General features: G+C 67.9%; 16 protein-coding genes. 6 read left to right on the top strand and 10 right to left on the bottom strand.

Translation table 11 applies throughout. From position 1 onward, the window contains the following. Positions 1-135 precede the first annotated feature (135 nt). From AC3WOB_RS31315 to AC3WOB_RS31290, 6 genes are all read left to right on the top strand, one after another. On the top strand, positions 136-300 hold the full coding sequence (locus AC3WOB_RS31315) for a rubredoxin (RefSeq protein ID WP_003814980.1): 165 nt from the start codon (positions 136-138) through the stop codon (positions 298-300). A gap of 152 nt (positions 301-452) precedes the next feature. Then, the gene (locus AC3WOB_RS31310) at positions 453-1,040 is read left to right on the top strand and encodes a YqgE/AlgH family protein (protein WP_013391357.1); all 588 of its coding nucleotides are present in this window, start codon (positions 453-455) and stop codon (positions 1,038-1,040) included. Continuing rightward, positions 1,033-1,434, top strand: coding sequence for a Holliday junction resolvase RuvX (gene ruvX, locus AC3WOB_RS31305; RefSeq protein ID WP_013391358.1), 402 nt, complete (start codon positions 1,033-1,035; stop codon positions 1,432-1,434). Before AC3WOB_RS31310 ends, ruvX begins: the two co-directional genes overlap by 8 nt. 21 nt (positions 1,435-1,455) lie before the next feature. After that, positions 1,456-2,373 carry an aspartate carbamoyltransferase gene (locus tag AC3WOB_RS31300; protein ID WP_013391359.1) on the top strand — a complete coding sequence of 306 codons (918 nt, stop codon included), beginning with the start codon at positions 1,456-1,458 and terminating at the stop codon, positions 2,371-2,373. Then, positions 2,370-3,659, top strand: a complete 1,290-nt coding sequence (locus AC3WOB_RS31295) for a dihydroorotase (RefSeq protein WP_492277209.1) — start codon at positions 2,370-2,372, stop codon at positions 3,657-3,659. The genes AC3WOB_RS31300 and AC3WOB_RS31295 overlap by 4 nt, the downstream gene beginning before the upstream one ends. Next, the gene (locus tag AC3WOB_RS31290) at positions 3,656-4,396 is read left to right on the top strand and encodes a lysophospholipid acyltransferase family protein (protein WP_492277208.1); all 741 of its coding nucleotides are present in this window, start codon (positions 3,656-3,658) and stop codon (positions 4,394-4,396) included. Before AC3WOB_RS31295 ends, AC3WOB_RS31290 begins: the two co-directional genes overlap by 4 nt. Positions 4,397-5,270: 874 nt before the next feature. Here AC3WOB_RS31290 and AC3WOB_RS31285 read toward each other — a convergent pair. The 10 genes from AC3WOB_RS31285 to AC3WOB_RS31240 form a co-directional block, all read right to left on the bottom strand. Continuing rightward, positions 5,271-6,104, bottom strand: coding sequence for a symmetrical bis(5'-nucleosyl)-tetraphosphatase (locus tag AC3WOB_RS31285; RefSeq protein WP_013391362.1), 834 nt, complete (start codon positions 6,102-6,104; stop codon positions 5,271-5,273). Next, positions 6,101-7,279, bottom strand: a complete 1,179-nt coding sequence (gene lptG / locus AC3WOB_RS31280) for an LPS export ABC transporter permease LptG (RefSeq protein ID WP_492277207.1) — start codon at positions 7,277-7,279, stop codon at positions 6,101-6,103. The genes AC3WOB_RS31285 and lptG overlap by 4 nt, the downstream gene beginning before the upstream one ends. Before the next feature lie 79 nt (positions 7,280-7,358). Continuing rightward, the gene (gene mtgA, locus AC3WOB_RS31275; protein ID WP_013391364.1) at positions 7,359-8,081 is read right to left on the bottom strand and encodes a monofunctional biosynthetic peptidoglycan transglycosylase; all 723 of its coding nucleotides are present in this window, start codon (positions 8,079-8,081) and stop codon (positions 7,359-7,361) included. 5 nt (positions 8,082-8,086) lie between these two features. Beyond that, positions 8,087-8,950, bottom strand: coding sequence for a shikimate dehydrogenase (gene aroE / locus AC3WOB_RS31270; protein WP_492277206.1), 864 nt, complete (start codon positions 8,948-8,950; stop codon positions 8,087-8,089). After that, positions 8,947-9,846, bottom strand: a complete 900-nt coding sequence (locus AC3WOB_RS31265; RefSeq protein WP_013391366.1) for a TonB family protein — start codon at positions 9,844-9,846, stop codon at positions 8,947-8,949. Before AC3WOB_RS31265 ends, aroE begins: the two co-directional genes overlap by 4 nt. Before the next feature lie 129 nt (positions 9,847-9,975). Continuing rightward, positions 9,976-11,064 carry an ABC transporter ATP-binding protein gene (locus tag AC3WOB_RS31260; protein WP_492277205.1) on the bottom strand — a complete coding sequence of 363 codons (1,089 nt, stop codon included), beginning with the start codon at positions 11,062-11,064 and terminating at the stop codon, positions 9,976-9,978. Next, positions 11,057-12,829: an ABC transporter permease gene (locus AC3WOB_RS31255; protein ID WP_013391368.1), complete on the bottom strand. Its 1,773-nt coding sequence runs from the start codon at positions 12,827-12,829 to the stop codon at positions 11,057-11,059. The genes AC3WOB_RS31260 and AC3WOB_RS31255 overlap by 8 nt, the downstream gene beginning before the upstream one ends. 149 nt (positions 12,830-12,978) lie before the next feature. Next, positions 12,979-14,076 (bottom strand): ABC transporter substrate-binding protein, encoded by a 1,098-nt coding sequence (locus AC3WOB_RS31250; RefSeq protein WP_013391369.1) that lies wholly within the window; start codon positions 14,074-14,076, stop codon positions 12,979-12,981. Between the two features lie 152 nt (positions 14,077-14,228). After that, positions 14,229-16,715 (bottom strand): sensor histidine kinase, encoded by a 2,487-nt coding sequence (locus AC3WOB_RS31245; RefSeq protein WP_492277204.1) that lies wholly within the window; start codon positions 16,713-16,715, stop codon positions 14,229-14,231. After that, positions 16,702-17,373 (bottom strand): response regulator transcription factor, encoded by a 672-nt coding sequence (locus AC3WOB_RS31240; RefSeq protein ID WP_013391371.1) that lies wholly within the window; start codon positions 17,371-17,373, stop codon positions 16,702-16,704. Before AC3WOB_RS31240 ends, AC3WOB_RS31245 begins: the two co-directional genes overlap by 14 nt. Positions 17,374-17,558 lie beyond the last annotated feature (185 nt).

Here is a 17,558-nt window from a genome sequence, read left to right as displayed (position 1 = left end):
GGGCGCCCGGACTCATTTGCGGTGAATCAGGGGAACCCCTATTGGGTTTCGGTAAGATTGTCCCCATTCTAATGGAAGCCCCTCACCTTTGCCCTGACGCCGGGCAAGGGCCTGGAATTGATGTAAGAGAGAACTATGCGTACTTGGATGTGTTTGATTTGCGGCTGGGTCTACGATGAAGAGGCCGGCCTGCCCGACGAAGGCATTGCCCCCGGCACCCGCTGGGAAGACGTGCCGCCGAACTGGGTCTGTCCCGAATGCGGCGCCCGCAAAGAGGACTTCGAACTGATGGAAATCTGAGGCCGTAGCGCCGACTTATTCCGCCAAGGCTCGTAAGATGGGACTACGCCCCATCCTTCGCAACCGTGGGACGGACTGCCGCCAGGCATGATGCTTGCGGGGCAAGCGTGGCCTCCCCACGGTTCTTTCAGATTACCCATGTAGGGGTTGCCATGACGGAAAAACACCACGAAGACGCCACGACAGAGGCGGCCAACTTCGCCAACCAGTTCCTGATCGCCATGCCGGGCATGGTCGAGGGCAGCTTGGCGGGCTCGGTCATTTATGTCTGCGAGCACACCGAACGTGGCGCGCTGGGCCTGGTCATCAACCGGCCCACCGACCTGACGCTGGGCACCCTGTTCGAGCGCATCGACCTGACGCTCGAGATCGGTCCGGTGAAGGACACCCTGGTCTTCTTTGGCGGTCCGGTGCAGACCGACCGCGGTTTCGTGCTGCACGCGCCGGCTGGCGATTACAGCTCCAGCATCAAGCTGGGCGACATGGCGCTGACCACCTCGCGCGATGTGCTGCAGGCCGTGGCCGACGGCAAGGGCCCGGCCCGCATGCTGGTCACGCTGGGTTACGCCGGCTGGGGCGCGGGCCAGCTCGAAAGCGAGATGGCGCAGAATGCCTGGCTCAGCGTGGGCGCCGACGACAGCATCATCTTCGACGTCCCCCCCGAGGAACGCTATCCGGCCGCGCTGAAGCTGTTGGGCATCGACCCGGTGATGCTGGCGGGCGATGCCGGCCATGCCTGAAGAGACCCTGCTGGCCTTCGATTTCGGCGAGAAGAAGATCGGCATTGCCATTGGCAATACGCTGACGCGCCAGGCGCGTCCGCTGGAAATCATTTTCAGCGAAGTCCGCGAGGCGCGCTTCGGCCGCATCGCGGCGCTGTTGCAAGAGTGGCAGCCCCATCGCGTCGTGGTGGGGCTGGCGCTGGACGCGGAGGGCGGCGAACAGCCGGCCACCGCGCGCTGCCGCCGTTTCGCCAATCAACTGCACGGCCGCTTTGGCCTGGCCGTCGAACTGGTCGACGAACGCGGCTCCAGCATGGAGGCGCAGCGCCTGCTGGGCACCCATGCCGCCGACGACGCGATGGCGGCGGCCGTCATCCTGCAACGATACCTGGACACCCTGCCTGCGTCCTGAGGCGCGCGGTCCGGCCTGCCTATGCTCAATCCGCAACTCGATCGCCGCGGCGAACTGATACACCTGCTGACCACCGAAGGGCTGCCCCGCCGGCATGTCGAGCGGCTGCTGGACGCTGCGCGCGGCTTGGCGGCGGGCGCGGCGCCCGCCTGCCGGTCGTCCGCCGTGCCGGTGTTTTTGTGCCTGCCCGATGAGGCCGCGAAGGACCGCGACGCCTTTGCCGCCGCCGCGCAGCGCCTGTCGCTGTCGGCGGTGACGCTGGAACCGCAGGCCGGCGACGCGCTGGCCGAAACCGTTGCCCGGCTGGCCCCGGGCCTGCTGGTGTTGCGCCATGGCGCCAGCGGTGCGGCGCATTGCGCGGCCGCGCACGCGGCGCCGGGCCTGCGTATCCTCAACGCGGGCGACGGCTGCCACGCCGACCCCTTGCCGGCGCTGGCGCTGGTGCAGGCCATGCTCGACGCCCGGCAGGATCTGACCAACCTGGCCGTGACGCTGGTGGGCGATATCCGCCATTCGCGCGTGGCGCGTTCCATCATCCACGCCATGACCACGCTGGGCGTGCCAGAAGTCCGCGCCGCGGCGCCGCGCACTCTGTTGCCCGACGGCCTGCCGCAGCTCGGCGTGCGCGCCTGCGCCTCGCTGCGGGAAGGCTTGCAGGACGCGGATGTCGTCATCGTGCTGCCCTTGCGCGTGGAAGGGATCAGCGGCGCGCTGCTGCCGTCGGCCCGTGAATACGCGCATGCCTACGGCTTGACGCCGGATGCGCTGGCCGCCGCCCGCTCCGATGCGCTGCTGCTGCCCGCCGGCGTGCTGACGCCGGGCATCGAAACTGACGGCGACGTGTCGGCCAGCCTGACGCCCATCGAGGCGCAGCTGGCGGATATCGAACGGCATTTGCGCCTGGCCGCCCTGGACCTGCTGACCGGAGACGCGCCATGAGGCTGCATATCGCCAATGGCCGGCTGATCGATCCCGCCAACGCGGTGGACGGGCAGCACGACCTCTACGTTGCTGACGGCCACGTCGTCGCCGTGGGCCGCGAGCCCGACGGCTTTCACGCGGATCGGGTGCTGGACGCAAGCGGGTTGGCGCTGCTGCCGGGCTTGATCGATCTGTCCGCGCGGGTATCGCAGCCCGGCGCGGCGGCGTTCGCGCCTTCCGAGCTGCGCGCGGCCCTGGCCGGTGGCGTCACCCGGCTGGTGCTGCCGCCGGATCCTGCTGCGCCGCTGGATGAACCCGGCAAGGCCGAGGCGCTGATGCGCCATGCCGAGCCGGGGCAATGCCGGATCCATCCGCTGGGCGCGATGACGGTGGGACTGGCCGGCGAAACGCTGGCGGAGATGGGCTTGCTGGCCCAGGCGGGCTGCCTGGCCTATGCGCAGGGCGAGCAGGGCATCGCCGACACGCGCGTACTCTGGGGCGCGATGCGCTACGCCAGCGGCATGGGCCACGCCCTGTGGCTGCGGCCCCAAGACCCCTGGCTGGCGCGCGGCGCGGTGGTCGCCAGCGGCGCCTATGCCGAACGTCTCGGCCTGGAAGGGCTGCCGGCGCAGGCCGAAACCGTGGCGCTGCACACCATTTTCGAACTGCAGCGCGCCACCGGGGCGCGCGTGCACCTGACGCAGCTGTCCACGGCTGCCGGGCTGGAACTGTTGCGCGCCGCCAGGCGCGAGGGCCTGCCGGTCACGGCCGACGTGTCCGCCCACAGCCTGCATCTGACCGACGTGGACATCGGCTTCTTCAATACGGACTTCCGCCTGAACCCGCCGCTGCGCGGCCAGCGCGACCGCGACGCGATCCAGGCGGCGCTGGCGGACGGCACGGTCGATGCCCTGTGCTCCGATCACACCCTGGCCGATGATGCCGCCAAAACCGTGCCGTTCCCGGCGGCCGCGCCCGGCGCCACGGGACTGGAGCTGCTGCTGTCCCTGGCCTTGAAGTGGTCGCGCGATTGCCGCCGGCCGCTGGCTGACGCGCTGGCGCGTGTCACCTGCGGCCCCGCCGCGGTGCTGGGCAAGATATCGCCGCAGGCCGCATTGGCCGGCCAGTTGGGCGTGGGAGCGCCAGCAGACCTCTGCCTGGCCGACCTGGACGCCGAATGGCTGGTGATGCCAGGCGCCCTGCAAAGCCGCAGCGGCCACACCCCGTTCGCGGGTATGATGCTGCCCGGCCGTGTACGCGCCACCGTGGTAGGTGGCAGCCTGGCCTGGGAGACTCCGGTTTGAAGCTGCTGCGCTTTGTCCTTAGGCTGTTCCTCGTGGTGCCCTGGATTCTCTTTGGCCTGTTGTGCGTGGGCCTGGTGTATCCCTTGATCGGTTCCAAGTCGCGCGCCTGGCTGAACCGCCGCTGGTCGCGCTGCCTGATGGCCTTCTGTGGCCTGCGGGTCGTCCTCAAGGGCGAACCGCGCCTGACCGGTCCGGTGCTGCTGGTGGCCAACCACGTGTCCTGGATCGACATCTTCGTGCTGAATTCGGCGCGCGCCACGTCCTTCGTCGCCAAGAGCGAGATCCGCAGCTGGCCGGTCATCGGCTGGCTGGTGGCCGGCGCCGGCACTCTGTTCATCGAACGCGGCCAGCGCCACGCGGTGCATGCGATGGGCGAATCCATGCAGGCCCGCTTCAAGCAAGGCGATGCGGTGGGACTGTTCCCGGAAGGCACGACGACTGAAGGTTTCGAGCTGCTGCCTTTCCACGCCAGCCTGTTCGAACCGGCGCGTTCGGCTGCCATCGAGATCCAGCCCGTGGCCTTGCGATTCCTGCAGCATGGCAAGCGCAGCGGCTATGCGGCGTTCGTGGGGGAGGAGTCCTTGGTGGCGAATCTCTGGCGGGTGCTGGGGGTGACGGGGCTGGCCGTCGAAGTGGTGTTCTTGCCGCCTTTGGCGGCTCGGCATCCGGATGGGAGTCTGCCTACGCGGCTGGAGTTGTCTCATCAGGCGCGAGATGCGATTTTGAGTGTGCTGTAGCTCATAAGCGCTTCGTAGGTCGTCCGTCGTCGCGGGCGGTGTGGCGGCTCGCGCCCACGATTGCGGTCCGGAGCGTTCGCTCCGGACTGCCCCGTCGTCATCTTCGTCCAGGCCTTCGGCCTTCCCTTCAGATTCCCTCGGGCGCATCGAGGTTGCGAGCCGCCACACCGCCCGCGACGACGGACTACGTGCGTCTTGGCTTGTTGCGCCGCTAGAGCAGTGGTTGGTGGCGTGTTTTGCGGGGCCCGCCCCAGGCCGGCCGCGCGGGCGGCCTTTTGGGGCTTACGCGGTGTCTTGCGTCGTGAGGTGACGCTGCGCGCTGGTGGCGATTGAATTCAGGTGTGCAGATTACCGACGCGCATTGGTCGGTCAACAACCGTCGTTGCAACGCCAGTGCCGGATGGGTGGCGCGCGTGACGGTCAGCATACGCAAGCAGATCGCCATCGCGCGCCACCCATCACCGTCCATCCCCGTGAGCTGGCGACCATTAGCTAACGACTGACCGCATTCGCGCAAGCGAACACAACTGAAATTCAAGAAATCACGTATGTCATGTTTGGCCGCCCGCGCGGCCAAACATGACGGGCAAACAACGACTCGCCCCTGACCACGGCTCCAGCGGCGCGGCAGGCCAAGACCCAGGTAGCACGTCGGCGCGGACGGCTGGGTGGCGAGCAACCTCGATGCGCCCGAGGGAATCTGAAGGGAAGGCCGAAGGCCTGGACGAAGATGACGAAGGGGCAGTCCGGAGCGTAGGCTCCGGACCGCAATCGTGGGCGCTCGCCACCCAGCCGTCCGCGCCGACGTGCGGCCTACGAAGCACTACGGCCCACGAAGCAATCAAACCGAACCGGAAAAAAGTCCCCGAAACCGCTACTCAGACAACGGATCCTGAAACTGCGAACACTTCACCTGCACCAGCTTCCGATCCTGCAACCGCAAAGCCGTCAGCGACCCGCCCCACACGCACCCCGTATCCAGGCAAATTACATCCGGCCGCTGCAGCAACCCCAGCGTCGACCAATGCCCGAACACGGTCGTGATGTTCCGCGTGGCGCGGTTGGGCACGTCGAACCAGGGCACCAGGCCGGTCGGCCAGGCGCCCGGCGTCACCTTGGTGGCGAATTCCATGTGGCCATTGGGCGTGCACAGGCGGATCCGCGTCAGCGCATTGATGATGACCCGCATGCGCTTGCCGCCCTTGTGGTCTTCCTTCCAGGTGGCCGGTTCGTTGCCGTACATCTTCTGCAGCGCCTTTTGCCAGTTCGGCCCGCGCAGGGCGTCCTGGACTTCGCCCGCCAGGGCCAGCGTCTTGGCGACGTCCCATTTGGCCAGCGTGCCGGCGTGGACCAGCAGATGGTTCTGTTCAAAATGGGCCAGCGGGCGAAAGCGCAGCCAGTTGATCAGGTCGACCGCGTCCGGCGCCCGCAGGACGTCCTCGAGCGTGTCCGATTTGGAAGGCTTGCGTACTCCCGCCGCCGTGGCCAGCAGGTGCAGGTCATGGTTACCCAGCACCGTGGTCGCGCGGTCGCCCAGGTCGATGATGCGGCGCAGGGTTTCCAGCGACTGGGGGCCGCGGTTGACCAGGTCACCGGCGAACCAGAGACGCGACTGGGGATCGCCGACCAGTTCGGGGTGGGACAGCAAGCGATCCAGCGGCGAGCAGCAGCCCTGCACGTCGCCGATCATCCAGATACTGCCGTTCATGCGGGACTTTTGCTCCAAGGCCAACGTTGTTGCACGATCCGCGTGATGGTGTGGCGGTACTCCATATAGCCCATGGCGCCCAGCGCCACGATCATGGCGCCGATGTTCGGGCCCAGAGCGGTCAGCCAGGCCGGCCATTTGCCCAGCATGCCCACATTCAGGGCCAACTGGTTCAGCATGAAGAAGCCCACGCCCAGCAGGATGCCGATGAAAACCTTGGCCCCTACGCCGCCGCGGCGCGTCTGCATCAAGCCGATGGGGGCGGCAATGGTGATCATGACCAGCAGGGTGAACGGATATGCCAGTTTGCGCCACAAGGCGACGACCTGTCGACCATATTGCAGCTGGTTGTTGCGCAAATAATCAACATAGTCCAGCAGCGTGGCGATGGACATGCGTTCAGGGGTCAGCACCCGGGCCAGCAGGCGCTCGGCGCTGAGCGTGGTGTCGATATTGCGCTCGGGCAGCTTGACCACGGTGGCGGGCGGGTGCTTGGGCGGACGCGCGTTGGCCAGCGCTTCGGCAGCCTCGTCGTCCAGGCGCGTTTCGGTGACGTCCTTGAGCAGCAGGTCGCCCTGGGTGAACAGGCCGGTCGGTGCGGTGGACAGCGCGGACAGCGTCTGGTCCTTCTTGAATTCATAGAGGGTCACGGCGCTGACCTGACCGTCGCCCTTGAGTTCGCCGATGTTGATGATGCGGGTGCCGCCGTCGGCGGTGGGTTCCTTGAACCAGTAGCCGCTGTTCAGGCGGTCGCCGCCGGCCTTGCCGCGGAACAGCAGGTTGGCTTCGCCGGACTTGATTTCGGCCCAGGGCGTGACGTACTCGGACAACAGGCCCGCCCCTATCATCAGCGGGATCGTGACGATCCAGAGCATGCGCAGCAGCTTCATGCCGCTGACGCCGGACACGCGCAGGATGACCAGTTCGTTGCGCTGGGCCAGTCCCGCCAGCGCCAGGATGGCGCCGATCAGCAGGCCGATGGGCAGAAGGTCATAGAGACGGGTGGGAATCGCCAGGGCCTGCATGTACAGCAGGGCCATCATGGAGAACTTGTCGCCCACGTTGTCCAGATCGTCCACCAGCGCGAAGAACGTGAAAAGGCCCAGCAGGGCCAAAAGGACCACTGCGCAAGAGCGATAAATCTCGCGGGCCAGGTAGCGACGTGCGGTGCGCATGAAAGAAAGGGGAAACGCCTAAACCCGAAAGCTTAACAAATCCCGCCGCTGAAGGTGGGGCCGGAGCGCTGGATCCGTGTCAGGGAATCTCGACCATCTGCATCCGCCGCGTCAGGACGCCGACCCGGGAGTTCAGATACCGGGTATTGCGGTGGGCGTCGTAGAAGCGCGGGTTGGGCAGCATGGCCGCCAGCCGGGCCGACTGGCTGGCCCCCAGGTTGGCGGCGGTGGTGTTGAAATAATGCTTGGCGGCGGCCTGGGCGCCGAACACGCCCTCGCCCCATTCCGCCACGTTCAGATACAGCTCCAGGATCCGCTCCTTGCTCATGACATGTTCGATCATGTAGGTCAGGACGAGTTCCTGGCCCTTGCGGATGTAGCTGCGGGAACTGGACAGGAACAAGTTCTTGGCCAGTTGCTGGGTGATGGTGGAGCCGCCGCGCATCTTGCTGCGGCCGGCGTCCTGCTGTTTCTGGTTGTATTCCCAGGCCTTGCGGATGGCATCCCATTCGACGCCGTCGTGCTCGGTGAAGTTGGAGTCCTCGGACGCCACGACCGCCCGCTTGAGGTTGCGGTTGATCTTGTCGTAGGGCACCCATTCGTACTTCAGCTCGAAATCGGGGTTGCCGTCGCTCAGGCGGGACCGTTCCTCGCGCATGATCGCGCTGCTGCCAGGGGGGCGGTAGTTGTACCAGACCACCTGGGCGAACAGCCAGAACTGATAGAGCAGCACCAGGCATACCAGCGCCATCAGCGCGCCGCTGATGATCCGGAACCAGGAGCGGCCCTTGCGCGTCGCCATGCCGCTTATTGCCCGGCCTGGAGCGCCTCGTGCAGCGCGACCAGCACCGGGGCGGGGTCGGGACGCACGCCATGCCAGATGTAGAAGCTTTCGGCTGCCTGGCCCACCAGCATGCCCAGGCCATCGGCCGTCAGGGCGGCGCCGTCGGCTTCGGCCTGCTGCATGAAGGCGGTGGGCCGGGCGCCGTACATCATGTCGTAGGCGGCGGCGCCGGCCGCGTAGAGGCCGGGGGGCAGGTCGGGGGCGGCGTTCTGCAGGCCGCTGGCGGTGGCGTTGACGACCAGGTTCCAGCCGCCGGCCTGGGCGGCGTCAGCCAGGCTGCCGCCCGTGACCGCCGTCTGCGGCGACACGCCGCTGTCGCGCCAGGAGGCGGCCAGTTCTTCCGCCTTGGAGGCGGTGCGGTTGACGACGTGGATGCGGCCGCAGCCGGCCTCGGCCAGGGGCTGCAGTACGCCTCGGGCCGCGCCGCCGGCGCCGACCAGCAGCACGGATGCTCCGGTGAGGCGCACGCCCAGGCGTAGCAGGTCGGACACCAGGCCCACGCCATCGGTATTGCAGCCGTGCCAGGCGCCGTCGCGCCAGGACAGGGTGTTGACCGCGCCGGCCAGGCGGGCGCGGCTGGACAGGCGGCCGGCGGCCAGGGCGTAGGCGTCCAGCTTGAAGGGCACCGTCACATTCAGGCCCAGCCCGCCCTCGGCCACGAAAGCGGCGACCGCATCGGCAAAGCCGTCCACCGGCGCCAGCAGGCGGTCGTAGCGCAGCGGCTTGCCGGTCTGTTCGGCAAACATGGCGTGGATCTGAGGCGAGCGGCTGTGCGCGATGGGGTTGCCGATGACGGCGTATCGGGCAAGAGGGGGCGCCTCGGTCATGGGGCTTGGGTTTCCAGGGTGTCGTTGACGAAATGCCAGGTGCGGGTGATGACCAGCACGTCCGTGTCGCGCGCGATATCGGGCGGGAACGGGGGGAAGGGCGCGGCCAGCTGGACGATGCGGCGGGCCGCCTGATTCAGGACGGCGTGCGGCGAGGGTTGGTCGATCTCGACATCGGCGATGCTGCCGTCGGCGCGGACGGACACCGTGATGCGCAGCGAGCCATAGATGCGGCCGCGCGCCTCGTCCGGGTAGTGCTGGGTGCCGACCGCCTCGATGCGGGTGCGCCAGGCGTCCAGGTAGGCGGCATAGCGCGAGGCCTCGGCGGAGGGGGCCACGAATTGCTTGCGCGGTTCGGCGCTGTACTGCTGGACTCGCGCCGCCAGCGCGGCCACCTGGGCGCTCTGGATGAGGCTGGCCTGGTCCTCGGCGTCGCGGCCCAGGTCGGCGCCGTCGGGCCAGGGGTTGACGGCCTGGCGCTCGGCGCCGGCTTTGTCAGCGGCGCGCAGCTGGGTCATCAGGCGGGTCTGTTCGGCTTCCAGCTGCACCTGGCGGCGGCGCATGGCTTCAAGCACGATGGTCTCGGCCGATTCGCCGGTGCGGGGCAGCGGGGTGGTGGACATGCCGCGCTCGGCGTTGCCGCCGCCGCTCATCTGGTTCTGGGCCTGCGCGCGCGGGGTGTCCGGGGGCGTCTCGCTGCGGGCATTGAGCAGCACGACTTCCAGGCTGGTGACCGGCGGGCGCGAGAGCGCGGGCGCGCCAAAGCGCCACGCCAGGGCGCCGGCGTGCACCAACAGCGATATTGCGATGCCGATGCGCAGGTAATGCTGGGCGGGTGCGCCCAGCCACCGCAGGTAACGGCTCAGCGGGGAAGGGGAATCAGCGAGGCGTTGCACCAGCGCATTGTAGAGCGAGTCCAGGTCCGCCGGGCGCCAGGGGCGGTTCACACTGACAGCCTACGCCGCGTGCGCGGGAGCCCTGGGCCCCGGGCTTGTAACCGCCCGGGGTGGGCGCCGGGCGCCTCCTCAGGCGGCGGTGCGGGGAAAGACCCAGACCTTGCTGGCGGGCAGGGCCAGCCGGCAGGGACCGGGTTCGCGACCTTCGGGGCCATAGGCGCGCAGGGCCAGGGTGTGGGCTGGGTCGGCGTCGGGAGTACGGAACAGGTACTCCCAGCGGTCGCCCAGATACATGCTGGTCAGCAGCGGCATGTCCAGGTGGTTGCCGTCAGGGTCGTCCGCCAGGCGCACCTGCTCCACCCGGATGACGGCGGTGGCGTCCTGGCCCTGGGCCAGGCCCGGGCTGGCCTTGCCCCACACAGAGAAGCCGCGGCCCTCGATGCGGGCCTGGCCGTCGCGCACTTCGGTCACCTTGCCGTCCAGGCGATTGTTGCTGCCCATGAATTCAGCGGTGAACAGCGTGGAGGGGGACCCGTACATCTCTTGCGGCGTGCCCTGCTGTTCGATCTTGCCGTTGTTCAGCAGCAGGATGCGGTCCGAAATCGCCATGGCTTCGCTCTGGTCATGCGTCACCATCAGCGCCGACAGGCCCAGGCGGATGATCAGCTCGCGCAGGAAGGCGCGGGCCTCTTCGCGCAGCTTGGCGTCCAGGTTGGACAGCGGCTCATCCAGCAGGATCACGGGCGGGCTGTACACCAGCGCCCGGCCGATGGCCACGCGCTGCTGCTGGCCGCCGGACAGGGCGTGCGGATGGCGCTGGCCCAGCTTGCCCAGGCCCAGTTGGTCCAGCACCGCCTGCACCCGTTCGCGCACCTCGGCGCCGGGCACCTTGCGCAGCTTCAGCGGGTAAGCCACGTTCTCGAACACGGTCTTGTGCGGCCACAGCGCATAGGACTGGAACACCAGGCCCAGGTTGCGCTCCTCGGCGGGAATCTCCTTCTTCGCCGCGCCGTCATACACGACGCGGTCGCCGATGGTGATGCGGCCGCGCTTGGGGCCTTCCAGGCCGGCCACGGCGCGCAGCAGGGTGGTCTTGCCGCTGCCCGAGGGGCCCAGCAGCGACACCACTTCGCCCTGGCGCAGCTGCATCGACACGCCCTTGAGCACCGGGTTGTCGCCGTAATCCAGGTGCAGGTCTTCTACAGAAAGCTCAATCATGAAGTTTGACTCCGAATCGCAGGGCGATGCCCAGGCCGATCACGACCAGAACGATATTGATGAAGGAAAGCGCGGCCACGATGTCGATGGCGCCCGAGGCCCACAGCGACACCAGCATGGAGCCGATGGTTTCGGTGCCGGGCGACAGCAGGTAGACGCCGGTGGAGTACTCGCGCTCGAAGATCAGGAACATCAGCAGCCAGGAGCCGATCAGGCCGTACTTGGCCAGCGGCACCGTGACGTGGCGGGTGACCTGGCCGCGGCGCGCGCCTGCGCTGCGGGCGGCCTCTTCCAGTTCGGGGCCTACCTGCAGCAGGGTCGAGGAGATCAGCCGCAGGCCATACGCCATCCATACCACCGTGTAGGCCAGCCACACGCTGAAGATGGTGCTGCGCATGGCGCGCAGCCATTCGATGAAGTTCTCGCGCAGCCATTCCGCGAAGGGCAGGGCCGACAGCCAGCCGCCTTCGTCCAGGGCATTGTCCAGCCACATCGGCACGAACAGGAACACCCACAGGAACGCCAGGCCGGCCAAGAGGCCAGGCACGGCGCGCGGCACCAGCACGCTGTAGTCCATGAAGCGCGTGATGTTGTCGGGCTTGCGGTGCATGGCCAGCCCCACGAACATGTAGCACATCACGGCCAGCGCGCCGCCGAACACGCCGATGGCCACCGAGTTGACGATGGCGCGCATCAGGTTGGGCTGCGCGAACACGGTGCGGAACGCGTCCAGCGACAGCACGTCGAACAGCGACACGCCCATGCCCCAGTTGGACACGAAGGCGCGCAGCAGCACGCCCAGCAGCGGCACCACGATGGTCACCAGCAGCCAGAACGCCACCACCGCGCCAGCCACCCAGCGCCACTTGCCCAGCGGCAGGGCGCGGGCCCGCGAGGCCTTGCCCTTGACGGTGACGAAGCGGTTGGCCGTGCGCATCAGGCGGCGCTGCAGCATCACCAGCGGGATCGTCATGCAGATCAGCACCACGGCCACGGCGGCCATCAGGTGATAGGACGGGATGCCCAGCTTGTTGGTGAGCTTGTACAGGTAGGTGGCCAGCACCAGGTTGCCTTCGGGGTCGCCCAGCACCAGCACCAGGCCGAACACTTCCAGGCCCAGGAAGAACAGCAGCACGGTCGCGTACAGCATGGCCGGACGCACCATGGGCAGGCTGACCGACACCATCACGCGCAGCGGCGAGGCGCCGGCCACGCGGGCGGCTTCTTCCACGTCCGAACCCATGCTGCGCAGCGCCGACGAGATGTACAGGTAGGCGTGCGGCACGTGGGTCAGGCCGGCGATGACGACGATGCTGGTCAGCGAATAGACGTTCCAGGGCACGAACCCCAGCAGGTTCTGCGCCCAGATCGAGAAAAAGCCCACGGGGCCCGCGGCCACCACATAGCCGAAGCCCAGCACCATGGGCGACACGAACACCGGCACCAGGATCAGCGGCTCGATCCAGCGCCGGCCCGGCAGGTCCGTGCGTATCATCAGGAAGGCCAGCATGCCGCCCAACGGGATGGCGATGACGGCCAGGCCGAAGGCCAGGATGAAGCCGCTTTTCAGGGCCTTGTAGAAATCGGGGTCCGCGAAGATGAAGCGGAACGCGTCCAGGCTGAAGGTCTTGGACGGGGCAAAGAAGGGCGCGGACAGAAAGCTCTGGATGATGATGAACGACAGCGGCACATAAATCGCCAAAGCCGTGATCAGCACCACCACGCCGCGGGGCAGGGACTGCCATTTCGAGCGCAATGACTGCATGGGGAATCCTGTGTTCTTGAATGGCGCGAAGGTCGCGCGGCCGGGTCGGAGGCGACCGCCCCGGCGGCGGTCAGGCGGACGGCGGCGCGCCGCCGTCCCCTACGCGCAAGGCGATCCGGAGCCGTTGCATCGTTCCGGGCCGCGCGGCATTACTTGCCTGCCGCGGCGCGCCAGTCCTTGATGAACTGCAGGCGCTTGTTCTGCTCCAGGTAGTCCAGCAGGGTTTCGTTGACCGGAATCGGCTTGAGCGAGGCGCCCAGCTTCTTGGTCATGCCGTCCACGTCGTTGTCGCCTTCGATGTCGTCGCGCACCGAGGCCAGATCGGCCTGGTTCGCCAGGATCGTCTGGCCCTTCTGCGACAGCAGGTAGTCCATCCACAGCTTGGCGGCGTTGCGGTTCTTGGCCTTCTTGCTGATGAACGCGACGCGCGACAGGACCAGCGCGTAATCGGTGGGATAGGCCACGCCCAGCGACGGGTCGTTCTTGGCGCGGGTTTCGGCGTACGAACCCAGAATGTTGTAGCCGATCAGGTTTTCGCCGGACGACACGCGCTCCATCATGGTGCCGGTGGACGATTGCACGATCAGGCCGCCTGCGGCGATGCCCTTGAGCGTCTCGAAGTACTTGGGATCGTTGACCTTGTCCTGCACCGCCAGCATGAAGCCCACGGCCGACTTCTCGATGTCGTAGGTGGTGACCTTGTTCTTGAACTTGTCCGGCTGGCTCGCGATCAGCTTGGCCAGCGCGCCGTGCGTGGTCGGCACTTCGGCGGCGGGGATCAGGCGCTTGTTGTAGATGAACACGGCCGGCTCGTAGGTGGTGCCGTAGGCCGAATCCTTCCACACTGCCCAGGCCGGCAGCTTGCCGACTTCCGGCGACTTGTACTGCAGGGCGTAGTCGCTGGCCAGCTTCAGCGCCGAGTCCATCGACGAGCTCCAGACGATGTCGCCGCTGGTGCCGCCCGCGGCCTGCTCGCTGATGTAGCGGTTGTAGAGCTCGGTGCTGTTCATGTCGTTGTATTCGACCTTGATGCCCGGATACAGCGCTTCGAAGCCCTTGATGACGGGGCCGGCAGCCTTGGTGTCGGTGGTCGAATAGATGACGACCTTGCCTTCCTTCTTGGCGCCGTCCAGGATCTTCTGGTAGTCGGCCGGATAGCCGGCCGGCACTTGCTGTGCAAAGGCGCTGCCGGCGGCAAGGGCGAATGCAGCGGCGCAGGCGGCCGCCAGTTGGGACTTGGCAAGCATGGGTGTGTCTCCGATGAGTTATTGGTACGAGCGGGATCCGTGTCCAGCTTGCGGGCATCTTAGGAGCCGGCGTCTGTCGCCGTCCTGTCATGGCGACAGGTCGCGCCTAGGGGAAATCCCTTGCTGGCAAGGACGCCGCGCGTCCGCGACCGTCACGGCCGCGCCGGCGTATCCGTCACCAACCGGATCCAGTTCTGCACGAAGCGCGAATGGCGGCGCTGGTCCAGTCCGACCAGCAGGGCGGGGCTCAGCACCACCGGCTGCACGATGCCTTGTGAACGCGCCAGCACCGCTTCGGAGGTCCAGCGGCCGGGCGTGTCCTCCATGATGGAGCCCAGCGCCGCATGGCTGGACGCCACTTGCTGGCCGGCCGGCGAAAGCAGCCAGTCCACCAGCGCGCGGCCCAGTTCCGGGCTGGGCGCCTTGCGCGCGATCAGCACCGAACGCGCCAGCACCAGCACGTAGTCCTGCGGAAAGACCACGCCGATGGCTGCGCCCGCCGCCTGCCGCGACAGCGCGTAGGAGCCGAGGATGTTGTAGCCGATGTCGATCTGATCGTGCTCGATCGCGTCCAGGATCTCGGCGCTGGTGGCCGACAGGCGCACGCCGGCCTGGCCCATGGCATTGGCCAGCCCCCAGAAGTTCGACGACACCAGCTCGTCCTGTTCGGCAAGCAGATAGCCCACGCTGCTGGCCGCGATGTCGTAGGTGCCGATCCGGCCGCGCAGCTTGGCGGAGTCGCGTTCCAGCAGGCGCAGCAGATCCTGGCGCGAACGCGGGACGGTGGCTTCGGTATAGCGCTTGGGGTTGTAGACGATGACGGCCGGCTCGAAGGTGAAGCCATAGACCTCGTGGCGCCAGATGGCCCAGGACGGCAGCTTGGCGGCATAGGGCGACGAGTAGCTCAGCGCATAGCCGTCGTTGGCCAGCCGGATCTGCAGGTCCGAGGCCGAGCTCATCAGCACGTCCACGTCCTTCAACTGCCCGGCGATGGCGGCCTCGTAGAGTTCGCGGCTGCCCATCTCGCGGTACACCACGGTCACGTCCGGCCGTTGCGACTGGAAGCCCTGGATCAGCGGTGCAACCACCGGCGTATCCGTCGGGCCGGCGATGGTCAGGACGCGGGACGTGGGTTGCGGCGCGGGATAGCGGGTGACGATTTGCGGGATGTCGGCGGCGCGTGCGTCGTTGGAGGATGAGGCCAGCAGCAGGCCCGCCAGGCACAGCGCGCCCAGGCAGGCGGCGGCCGCGCGCCCCGGCGCGGAGCGCGCCAGCGGCAGGATCACGCGTGCCGTCAGGCCGCCGCCCGGGCGGTCCTGCAGCCACAGCGAGCCGCCGTGGGCGACGGCGACCGAGCGCACGATGGACAGCCCCAGCCCGGATCCGGGCAGCGTTTCGCCGGCCCGGCCGCGGGTGAAGCGCTGCTGCACGGCTTCTTTCTCGTCGTCGGCCACGCCCGGGCCGCGGTCGGACACGGTCAGCGCCACGCGGAAGCCCGCCACGGGCGTGGCCTGAATGTCCACGGGGCCGTCGGGTGCATAGCGCAGGGCGTTGTCCACCAGGTTGCGCAGCATCTCGCGCAAGGCGACCCGGTCGCCGGCGATGCGGGCGCGGCGGACCTCGGGCGCGATCTCGATGCGCAGGCGCTGCGCCTCCAGCGGGCCGATGCGGCGCCGTGTTTCGTTGACGGTCTCGGCCACGCCCACCAGGGTGCGCGAGCCTTTGCCCAGGCGATGGGTGATGGTGGCGTCCATCAGCAACTGGTTGATCAGCTGGCTGGCATGCGTGGCGTTCAGGTGGATGCGTTCGAGGCGCGCATGCAGCCGCTGCGGATCGGTTTCGTCCAGCGCCACTTCCGCCTGCGCGCGCAGCGAGGCCAGCGGCGTGCGCACCTGGTGCGCGGCGTCCGCCACCAGGGTGTTGAGCGTGCCCATGACACCGGACAGGCGCTGCATGAAGGCGTTCAAGGCCTCGACCAGCCGCCGCACCTCGCGCGGCACGGGCGTGACCAGCGGCGCCAGATCGTCCGGCGCGCGGCTGCGCAATTCCCGCTCCACCACGCCCAGCGGCGCGAAGGCGCGCTGCACGCCGAACCACAGCAGGCCCAGCGCCACCAGCGACACCACCACCAGCGGCAGCGCGGTGCGTCCCAGGATCTCGTCGGCCAGCGCCTCGCGCGATCCCAGCGTCTCGGCCACGCGCACCGTGACCCAGCCCGCATGCTGGCTGGCCGACACCAGCCGGCCCACAGTGGCAACGCGTACGGGTTCGTCGTGATAGCGCAGGTAGGCGAATACCGGCGTGGCCGACTGCGCCAGCGGCAGGCCGGGCGCCAGGTCGTCGTAGCCGGTGATGAGGCGGCCGTTGGAAGTGCGGGCCTCGTAGAACACGCGTTCGCCGCCGGACAGCATGGCCAGCGAGGACACCGGCGGCTCGACGGTGACGTTGTTGTCCTCGATCTGCACGGAACCGGCAATGGTCAGCGCCGAGGCCGCCAGCAGCCGGTCGAAAGCCTGTTCCGCCGCGCGCTGCGCGTAGCCGCGCAGGAAGAACACCAGCCCGATCAGCGCGCAGGCCAGCAACAGCACGCCCAGCGCGAAGACGCGGCGGCGGATGGAGAAATTTTCAGGGCTGTTCATGGCTGCGGGCCTGATAGCCGACGCCGCGCACAGTGACGATATCGATCGAGGCGCCCGCCAGCTTCTTGCGCAGCCGCGATATCAGCAACTCCAGCGCATTGAGCGTGCCGTCGTCCAGGTCGAACAGCTGGTTCATCAGCCGTTCCTTGGCGACGGTCTGGCCCAGCTTGCCGAGCAGGATCTCCAGCAGGCGGAATTCACGCCGTCCCAACTCCAGCGGCGCGCCGGCCACGCTGACGTTGCGGTTGGCGAGGTCCAGGCTGAGGTTGCCATAGACGGTAAGGCTGCTGGTCTGGCCGGCGGGGCGGCGCATCAGCGCGCGTAGCCGGGCTTCGAGTTCCCGCAGGTCGAAGGGCTTGACCAGATAGTCGTCGGCGCCCAGGTCCAGCATGTCGATCTTGTCTTCGATTTCGGAACGCGCGGTCATGACCAGCACGGGCGCTTCCAGCCCGGCGGCGCGCAGTTCGCGGATAACGGTAAATCCGTCCTTGCCGGGCAGGTTGATGTCCAGGACGAGCGCGTCCCAGGTTTCGTCCAGGCCCCAACGCAACGCCGCCACGCCGTCGCGCACCCATTGCACGCTGTGGCCGGCGAAACGCAGCTTGCTTTCCACGGCATCGCCGAGATCGAGATTGTCCTCGACCAGCAAAATGCGCATGTGTTGTCTCCGTGTCTTTTGTGGCTTTCGGGGGAGTGTAAAGGGCTGGGATGGTTCTGTGGGTTTGGGGTTTGGTGTTTGCGGTGGTGGTTGGTTCTTAAGGCGCCCGTCGCGTCGGCGGCCTGCGGGGCGCGGGGCAACGATTGCGGTCCGGAGCGTTCGCTCCGGACTTCCCCATCCTCATC

Source organism: Achromobacter sp. FW305-C-30-7, from assembly GCF_058783105.1.
The sequence above is the reverse complement of the archived record's forward strand: the minus strand, read 5'-3'. Positions and strand labels throughout refer to the sequence as shown.